This is a genomic window from Pantoea sp. CTOTU49201 (assembly GCF_032054795.1).
In the GTDB taxonomy this organism is placed as follows: domain Bacteria; phylum Pseudomonadota; class Gammaproteobacteria; order Enterobacterales; family Enterobacteriaceae; genus Pantoea; species Pantoea symbiotica.
Map to the genome: position 1 here is coordinate 1 of NZ_DAMBSA010000463.1, position 3,440 is coordinate 3,440.

Annotated in this window: 5 protein-coding genes and 1 pseudogene; all 6 read left to right on the forward strand. The window is 58.2% G+C overall.

Annotation, left to right across the window (positions count from 1 at the left end):
* Positions 1-181 (forward strand): hypothetical protein (locus RTY00_RS22155; RefSeq protein WP_312666266.1); only part of this gene is annotated, 181 nt, incomplete at its 5' end.
* Positions 182-1,240 (forward strand): electron transport complex subunit RsxD, encoded by a 1,059-nt coding sequence (rsxD, locus tag RTY00_RS22160; RefSeq protein WP_312666268.1) that lies wholly within the window; start codon positions 182-184, stop codon positions 1,238-1,240.
* Between the two features lie 2 nt (positions 1,241-1,242).
* Positions 1,243-1,878, forward strand: coding sequence for an electron transport complex subunit RsxG (gene rsxG, locus RTY00_RS22165; protein ID WP_312666270.1), 636 nt, complete (start codon positions 1,243-1,245; stop codon positions 1,876-1,878).
* Positions 1,871-2,572 (forward strand): electron transport complex subunit E, encoded by a 702-nt coding sequence (locus RTY00_RS22170; RefSeq protein WP_008110261.1) that lies wholly within the window; start codon positions 1,871-1,873, stop codon positions 2,570-2,572. The genes rsxG and RTY00_RS22170 overlap by 8 nt, the downstream gene beginning before the upstream one ends.
* The gene (gene nth / locus RTY00_RS22175; protein ID WP_008110262.1) at positions 2,569-3,204 is read left to right on the forward strand and encodes an endonuclease III; all 636 of its coding nucleotides are present in this window, start codon (positions 2,569-2,571) and stop codon (positions 3,202-3,204) included. Before RTY00_RS22170 ends, nth begins: the two co-directional genes overlap by 4 nt.
* 10 nt (positions 3,205-3,214) lie before the next feature.
* A pseudogene (locus RTY00_RS22180) lies at positions 3,215-3,440 on the forward strand (alcohol dehydrogenase); the annotation flags it as partial.

Genomic DNA, 3,440 nt, shown 5'->3' on the forward strand with positions numbered 1-3,440 from the left:
AGCGCGCGCCAAAGCGAAAAAAGCCGCGGCGGCTGCGCAGCAGGCTGAAGCCACATCTCCTGAAGTGGAGGCTGCTGCCTCTCCTGACTCCGCCGACCCACGCAAAGCGGCAATTGCCGCTGCGGTCGCCCGTGCCAAAGCGCGTAAAGCGCAGCAGCAGCCTTCGACGACTGAGGATTAAATGGCTTTTCGTATTGCAAGTTCTCCCTATACCCACAACCGCCGCAGCACCGGCAATATTATGCTGCTGGTGGTGTTGGCCGCGCTGCCAGGCATGGCCGCACAGTGGTATTTCTTTGGCGTAGGTTTTTTAATTCAGGTTTTGCTGGCGACCGCCACCGCGTGGGCCACCGAAGGCGCGATTCTGCGCCTGCGCAAAACGCCGGTGGTGCCGACCTTATCCGATAACTCCGCCCTGCTCACCGCCTTGCTGCTCGGCATTAGCCTGCCGCCGCTCGCGCCTTGGTGGTTGGTGGTATTGGGTACCATTTTCGCCATCGTCATCGCCAAACAGCTGTACGGCGGTTTGGGGCAAAACCCGTTTAACCCGGCGATGGTGGGTTACGTGGTGTTGCTGATCTCCTTCCCAGTGCAGATGACCAGTTGGTTGCCGCCCGATAGTTTGCAGGCGATCAAACCTGGCCTGCTGGATTCGCTCAGCATGATCTTCACCCACCACACGCTGGCCGGTGAAACCATGCAGCAGCTGCAACTCGGCGTTGATGGCGTCAGCCAGGCGACGCCGCTCGATACTTTTAAAACCGGTCTGCGTGCCGGACACAGCGCCGATCAATTGCTGGCGCAGCCGATTTACAGCGGCGTGTTAGCCGGTCTCGGCTGGCAGTGGGTTAACCTCGGTTATCTGCTGGGCGGCGCGCTGCTGCTGGCGAAAAATGCCATCCGCTGGCACATTCCGGTCAGTTTCCTCGTCTCGCTGGCGTTCTGCGCCACGCTGGGCTGGCTGTTCTCGCCGGAGTCGCTCAACTCACCGCTGATTCACCTGTTCTCCGGTGCCACCATGCTTGGCGCGTTCTTTATTGCCACCGATCCGGTGACCGCATCCACCACCAATCGCGGACGCCTGATCTACGGTGCGCTGATTGGTTTGCTGGTGTGGCTGATTCGCAGCTTTGGCGGCTATCCGGACGGCGTCGCCTTCGCGGTATTGCTGGCCAATATTTGTGTGCCGCTGATTGATTACTACACCCAGCCGCGCGTTTACGGCCATCGCAAGGACTGAAGATGATCGAAGCTATTCGTAAAAATGCGGTGACGCTGGCGGCGTTTGCGGTGATCACCACCGGCGTGACGGCGGTGGTTAACTATGTCACCAAGCCGACGGTGGAGCATCAGACCGCGCTGCAACAGAAAAATCTGTTGGATCAGGTGGTGCCGACCGATCTGTACGACAATCACATCCAGCAAGAGTGTTATCTGGTGACCGATGCGCTGGCACTGGGCAATGGTAAACCGCATCATCTCTATTTAGCGCGTAAAGGCGATCAGCCGGTGGCTGCGGCGCTTGAGACCACCGCGCCAGACGGCTATTCTGGAGCGATCCAGATGTTGGTCGGGGCCGATTTCCACGGCAAAGTGCTGGGCGTGCGCGTGGTTGAACATCATGAAACGCCGGGCCTTGGCGATAAAATCGAACTGCGTATTTCAGACTGGATCAACAGCTTCAATGGCAAAGTGATCCACGGCGCTGATGACAAAAATTTTGCGGTGAAAAAAGACGGCGGTGAATTCGACCAATTTACCGGCGCAACCATTACGCCTCGCGCAGTGGTAAACGCCACTAAGCGCACCGCGCTGCTGATTGAAACACTGCCAGCGAAGCTCGCTTCGCTGCCTGAATGTGGAGATGCAAATGAGTGAAGCCAAGAATTTACTGGTCGGCGGCCTGTGGAAAAATAACTCCGCGCTGGTGCAGCTGCTCGGCCTGTGTCCGCTGCTGGCGGTTACCTCAACCGCCACGAATGCCCTCGGCTTAGGCCTGGCGACCACGCTGGTGTTGACCATCACCAACAGCGCAATTTCTGCTTCACGTCGTTGGGTGCCGGCTGAAATCCGTATCCCGATTTACGTGATGATCATCGCCTCGGTGGTGAGCTGCGTGCAGATGCTGATCAACGCCTACGCGTACGGTTTGTATCAGTCGCTCGGCATCTTTATCCCGCTGATCGTCACCAACTGCATCGTGGTGGGTCGCGCCGAAGCGGTCGCCTCGAAGAGCAGCATTCCGCTCTCCGCGCTTGATGGTTTTGCCATCGGCATGGGCGCAACCTGCGCGATGGTGACGCTGGGTTCGATTCGTGAACTGATTGGCAGCGGTACGCTGTTTAACGGTGCGGATCAACTGCTGGGGCCGTGGGCCAAAGCGCTGCGTATTGAAGTAGTGCATTTTGATTCCCCCATGCTGCTGGCGATGCTGCCACCGGGCGCCTTTATTGGCCTCGGCATGCTGCTGGCGGCGAAATACTTGATCGATCAGAAAATGAAACAGCGTGCGGCCACACGTGCGGCAGCGCCTGAAGCCGAGCCGCAAGGCGCAACCGGGAAAGCGGTGTGAATAAAGAGAAACGCGCGCAAATCCTGACGCGCCTGCGTGATGAGAATCCGCATCCAACCACAGAACTGAACTTCAGCTCGCCATTTGAGCTGCTGATTGCGGTGTTACTCTCCGCGCAAGCCACTGACGTTAGCGTCAACAAAGCCACCGCGAAGCTCTATCCGGTGGCGAATACGCCAGCAACCATTCTGGCGCTCGGCGTTGATGGCGTGAAGGAGTACATCAAAACCATCGGCCTGTTTAACAGCAAGGCGGAGAACGTTATCAAGACCTGCCGCATTCTGCTGGAACAGCACGGTGGCGAAGTGCCGGAAGATCGTGCGGCGCTGGAAGCGCTGCCGGGCGTCGGGCGTAAAACCGCCAACGTGGTGCTCAATACCGCTTTTGGCTGGCCAACGATTGCTGTCGATACGCATATTTTCCGCGTCAGTAATCGCACCCGCTTCGCGCCGGGTAAGAATGTAGAAGAAGTGGAAGACAAACTGCTGAAAGTGGTGCCAGCGGCGTTTAAAGTCGACTGCCATCACTGGCTGATTCTGCACGGTCGCTATACCTGCGTGGCGCGTAAACCGCGTTGCGGATCCTGTCTGATCGAAGATCTGTGTGAATTCGACGCCAAAACCGAACTCTAAATCGCTGCCGATAAGCAATCTGGCCCTCGCTTATCGGCAGTTTGGCGATCCTGCCAGCGTACTTACGCTCAAATCCTCTGCTTTAGCGCCCTGCGCTGCTGGCCTGCTGCGCGTGGCGATGCAGTTTGCTCCCATTAATGCTTCCGACCTGATTCCGATCACCGGCGCTTATCGCCATCGCGTCTCGCCGCCGCTCATCGCTGGCTATGAGGGCGTCGGTACGGTGATGGCTGCTC